Source organism: Thermogutta sp., from assembly GCF_014359955.1.
Taxonomy (GTDB): domain Bacteria; phylum Planctomycetota; class Planctomycetia; order Pirellulales; family Thermoguttaceae; genus Thermogutta.
On the sequence record NZ_JACIYL010000276.1, the window covers coordinates 1 to 5,124 of the forward strand.

At 57.7% G+C, this 5,124-nt stretch carries 3 protein-coding genes and 1 pseudogene; all 4 read left to right on the forward strand.

Annotated features, from left to right (window positions below):
- Positions 1 to 222 (forward strand): annotated as a pseudogene (locus H5U08_RS09800) (hypothetical protein); the annotation flags it as partial.
- Positions 223 to 238: 16 nt separating this feature from the next.
- Positions 239 to 1,741, forward strand: a complete 1,503-nt coding sequence (gene araA / locus H5U08_RS09805; protein WP_297032545.1) for an L-arabinose isomerase — start codon at positions 239 to 241, stop codon at positions 1,739 to 1,741.
- Between the two features lie 53 nt (positions 1,742 to 1,794).
- A complete protein-coding gene (locus tag H5U08_RS09810; RefSeq protein ID WP_297032547.1) occupies positions 1,795 to 3,747 on the forward strand; it encodes a sodium:solute symporter in 1,953 nt (650 codons plus the stop codon).
- Between the two features lie 191 nt (positions 3,748 to 3,938).
- On the forward strand, positions 3,939 to 5,124 hold a 1,186-nt coding region (locus tag H5U08_RS09815; RefSeq protein WP_297032549.1), incomplete at its 3' end, for a DUF1080 domain-containing protein.

Below are 5,124 nucleotides of genomic sequence, written 5' to 3' on the forward strand. Positions count from 1 at the left end.
CCGTTCACCTGGGGACGCTCCGCCCAGGTAGCTGTGGAAAACGCCGTGGCTCTCGAGGAGGTCGCGGCAATCGCGTGGCATATGCTGGTGCTGGAATCCGAGCCCATGACACTCGAAGGCTATATCCTTCAGAAACATCATGAGAGGAAACACGGCCCGGCGGCCTACTATGGACAGCAGCGGCGCGCAGCGTTCGGCGGAAAAGACGAATGTCATTCGTGAAAATCGATGAGCAAGTATGGAAGCGATGAAACCCTATCCTGATAAAGAAGTCTGGTTCGTAACGGGAAGTCAGCATCTCTATGGGCCGGAAGCCATCCAAAAAGTGGCCCAGAACATGCAGGCCATCGCTTCTGGTTTGGATGCTGATCCTCAAATTCCCTGCCGGGTACTCGCCAGATCGGTCGTAACGACTCCGGAAGCGATTCGGCGGGTATGCCTGGATGCAAACAATAGTCCGGATTGCGTGGGACTGATCTTCTGGATGCACACGTTTTCCCCGGCCAAGATGTGGATCGCCGGATTGCGCGATCTCATCAAGCCGTTTCTTCATCTCCACACGCAATTCAATCGCGATCTTCCCTGGGATGCGATTGACATGGACTTTATGAATCTCCATCAATCGGCCCATGGCGATCGCGAATTCGGCTTCATCTGTGCCCGGATGCGGCTTCGCCGCAAGGTGGTGGTGGGCCATTGGGAGGACCCCGAAGTCCGACGGCAGATTGGTGTGTGGGCGCGGGCTGCAGTGGCCTGGGACGATGCCCAGGATCTGCGCATTGCCCGATTCGGTGACAACATGCGTGAGGTGGCCGTCACCGAGGGTGATAAGGTCGAAGCACAGATCCGCCTCCGCTACTCGGTGAACGGTTACGGGCTGGGGGATTTGGTTCAGAAAGTCCAAGAGGTGAGTGATCTGGAGGTGGAGCGCCTGATCCGTGAATATGAGGATCAGTACGACGTGGTTCCGGAACTTCGGCCGGGTGGAAGCCGTCACGAGGATCTTCGAGAAGCTGCTCGGATCGAATTGGGACTGCGGGCATTCCTCGCGGAAGGCGGTTTTAAAGCGTTTACGGATACGTTCGAGAACCTGCACGGTCTGCGCCAGTTGCCCGGTCTGGCGGTTCAGCGTTTGATGGCGGAGGGCTACGGCTTCGGAGCGGAGGGCGATTGGAAAACGGCAGCCCTGGTGCGAGCGGTGAAGGTGATGGGAAAAGGGCTCCCCGGCGGGGCCTCTTTCATGGAAGATTACACCTACCATCTTGATCCCGCAGGCATGAAAGTGCTGGGCGCCCATATGCTGGAAGTCTGTCCCACGATTGCCGCCGGTCGGCCGTCTCTGGAAATCCATCCGCTGTCCATCGGGGGCAAGGAAGATCCTCCACGGCTCGTCTTTGATGCGGCGGCTGGACCCGCTCTCAATGTGGCGCTCCTCGATCTGGGAGACCGATTTAGAATGCTGGTCAACGAGGTGGAGGTGGTTCCGCCCGACCGCGATCTGCCACGACTTCCTGTAGCCCGCGCGGTGTGGCGGCCGCTTCCGGACCTGAAGACGGCAGCCGCTGCCTGGATTTTGGCGGGAGGCCCCCACCATACTGCCTTCACCCAGGCGCTGACGCCGGAGTATCTGGAGGATTTTGCTGAGATGGCAGGGATCGAGTTTCTGCACATCGGTCCCCAGACTGACCTGCGCCAATTCAAAAAAGAACTCAGGTGGAACGAAGCAGCTTTCGGGAGTTGATATCGTCCGTACCGTACTGGATGATCTTCAAGACCGGTTGAAGGGTGAGCAACATGACGGGATTGGACTGGTTGATCATCGGAGCCTATTTTGCGGTTCTCTTCGGGTTGGCGTGGTGGGTCATCCTGCGCGGTAAAGATACAGCGGATGACTACTTCCTGGCCGGTCGAAATCTCGGTTGGTTCATCGTGGGGGCCTCCATATTCGCCTCCAACATCGGATCAGAACATCTGGTGGGACTGGCCGGCTCTGGCTGTACGGACGGCGTGGCGATGGCGCATTACGAACTCCACGCCTGGTGTTTGCTTGTTCTGGCCTGGGTTTTCGTGCCGTTTTATCTTCGATCTAAAGTCTTCACCATGCCGGAATTCCTGGAAAAACGGTTCAGCCCCGGAGCACGCTGGTTGCTTTCCCTCATTTCTCTGGTGGCTTATGTTCTGACCAAAATCGCGGTGGGGATCTTTGCAGGAGGAGTGGTCTTCCAAACACTGCTTCCGGAACTCCATCTGACCATTGGGCCCTTTGAACTCAACAGCTTTTGGGTGGGGTCGGTGCTCGTCATCCTGCTGACCGGACTTTACACCGTCCTGGGCGGCATGCGGGCTGTGGCATACACCGAGGCCCTGCAAACCTTCATTCTGGTGGCCGGGTCCGCTCTGGTGACGATTTATGGACTCATGGCCCTGGGAGGCTGGGGGCAGCTTCGGCAGATCTGCGGTTCAGAGATGTTCAACCTTTGGAAGCCGCTTGCTCCCGAAGGGTGGACCGGGACGTGGAAACCAGTCCTCGATGAAAAGGCCAAGGTAATGGCCTGGTATTTCAACAGCAACTATCCCTGGTTGGGCATGCTCATCTGTGCTCCGATCAGCGGCCTGTGGTACTGGTGTACCGACCAGTACATCGTTCAGCGATGTTTGGGCGCTCCCAGCGAGAAGGAAGCCAGACGGGGAGCCATCTGGGCTGCCGTTCTGAAACTGCTTCCCGTCTTCATCTTCATCATCCCGGGGATGATTTGCTTGGCCCTTTCTGTCAGCGGCCGATCCGAAGCCCTGCGCAACCAGTTCTTCCAGGCGGATTTGGAAAAGGTGCTGACCAGCGAAGGAACGTCCCAGGCGGAAGTGAAGCGAGTTGCTATCGGACGAGTGGTCGTTCCCAATGGTGAGCAGAAGATCATTGCCGGTCAGTCCGTCGTGACAAACGGGAAGGTTGCCGTTGTCGGAGGGACGGTGGAACCTGTGGAGGGCGGCCTGGCTGTCACCAGGGGTGTGGTGTATGTCAACTCCCAGGCCACGCAGGCTGCCTTTCCGCTCATTGTGCGGCATGTGCTGCCCCCTGGGTTCCGCGGGATTGTGGTGGCCGGACTGCTCGCCGCCCTGATGAGTTCGCTGTCCGGCGTGTTCAATGCTTCCTCCACCCTCTTCACGATGGACTTTTACAGCAAACTTCGGCCGAGTGCTTCTCAGCACGAACTGGTGTGGACCGGGCGGGTGGCCACCACCACGATGGTGCTGATCGGATTGGCATGGATCCCGGTCATCCAGGGAGCGCGGGGACTGTACGATTATTTACAGAGTGTCCAGGGCTACCTCGCGCCGCCCATTTTCACGGTGTTCTTCCTGGGAGTTTTCTGGAAACGCCTCAACGCCAAAGGTTGCCTGTGGGCCCTGGCCGTGGGTTTTGCGATCGGTGTTTTCCGACTCGCTGTGGATACTCCCGTGAAGCTGTTTGGCGTGCAGTACCCGGAGGGCTCCTTCCTGTGGATTGTGAATAACATCTTCTTCCAGTACTTCGCCGTGCTTATTTTCGTGGTCAGCGTGACCGTGATGATTGTTGCCAGTTACCTGTCAGCGCCCCCGGATGAATCCAAAATCCAGGGATTGACGTTCGGGACAATCACCGAAGAACAGCGCCGTCAATCGAGGGCGACATGGAACTGGCGGGATGTCGCGGCATCCGTCTTTGTGTTGATCTGCATTCTCGCGGCTTACCTGTACTTCCGTGGTTGATGCGATTCCCACACGTCGCGGTCTGCTCAACAAGGAGCAGGCACAATTGATGATGCTGTTCGGAGAGGCGCGTAATAGGACGGCCATGCGCATGGCATCGAACGCGCAAGGCAATGGTCAAAGGTTTTGGGGTTATGAGGCGGGGTTGTGCTGTTTGGCGATGGTTTAACGCAGGTGTTGGAGGTGCGTCCATGAATCGACACTCGCGAAATAGTGTTTCGCCGCGGAGTTATGCAGTTGTTCTGGTATTTTTGGGAGCATTCGCCTATCGTTGGGCAAACGTGGGTTTTGGCCAAGAAAAGGCTGTCACTATCGTTGTGCTTCCGGACAGAGTGGTCAATCACATTGATGTCAAAGTCTACGGACATTTTTTGGAACATATCTACCACTCCGTGAATGGTGGGTTGTGGGGCGAACTCGTCTGGAACCGCAGCTTTGAGCATAACGATGCCGGACAGTGGCGCGTGGAAGACGATACCATCGTCCAGAGAAGTCGCGACGTTAATCGCCGCTGGGTTTTCGGTGATCCCGGCTGGCGGGATTATGAATTCACCCTCGAGGCGCAAAAAATCGACGGAGAGGAGGGGTTTCTCATCCTGTTCCGCGTCCGAGATAACGACAATTTTTACTGGTGCAACCTCGGCGGGTGGGGCAATCGATGGCATCAATTGGAGCGCGGCAAATCCGGGGAAGGGCGGTGGCATCCGGTCGGTCCCCGAATCGATGGGCGAATCGAACGGAACCGGTGGTATAAAATCCGCGTTCGCTGCGAGGGACCTCACATCCAGGTGTGGCTCGATGAACAGAAAATCATCGACTTTACCGATCGCGAAGGCCATCTGGCGGGTGCCGTGGGAATTGGCACCTGGGCCACGCGGGCCCGGTTCCGCAATCTTCGCGTGACCGATTTGGAAGGAAGAGTCCTTTTCAGCGGCATTCCTGATTCTTCGCCTGTCAGCGGTTTGGCCCGGCACTGGGAAGTGTTTGGACAGGGACGCGTTTCTCTGGACGATACCTCGGCAGCCAACAGTCAGTTCTCGGTGAAGATCGAAGGGGCACCGGGAGAGACCGGGATCCAGCAAACGCCCTTCGCTCTGAAGGCCAATGAGTGGTACGTGGGCTCACTGTGGATTCGTGGCAGGACGGAGCAGGCGCCGGTTGTTCGGCTCATGGATGGTGTGCAGCCGCTGGCCATGCAGAGTCTCCCCTGGCCGAGCGAAAACTGGCAGGAAGTCCCTCTCCGCCTCCGGGCTATCCGCAACGTTGATAATGCGACACTGCAAATCGCCCTGCGTGGTCCGGGTACCCTGTGGGTCGATCAGGTCAGCCTCATGCCGGAATCCTGGAAGCGAAACGGTGGGTTCCGACCCGATTTGC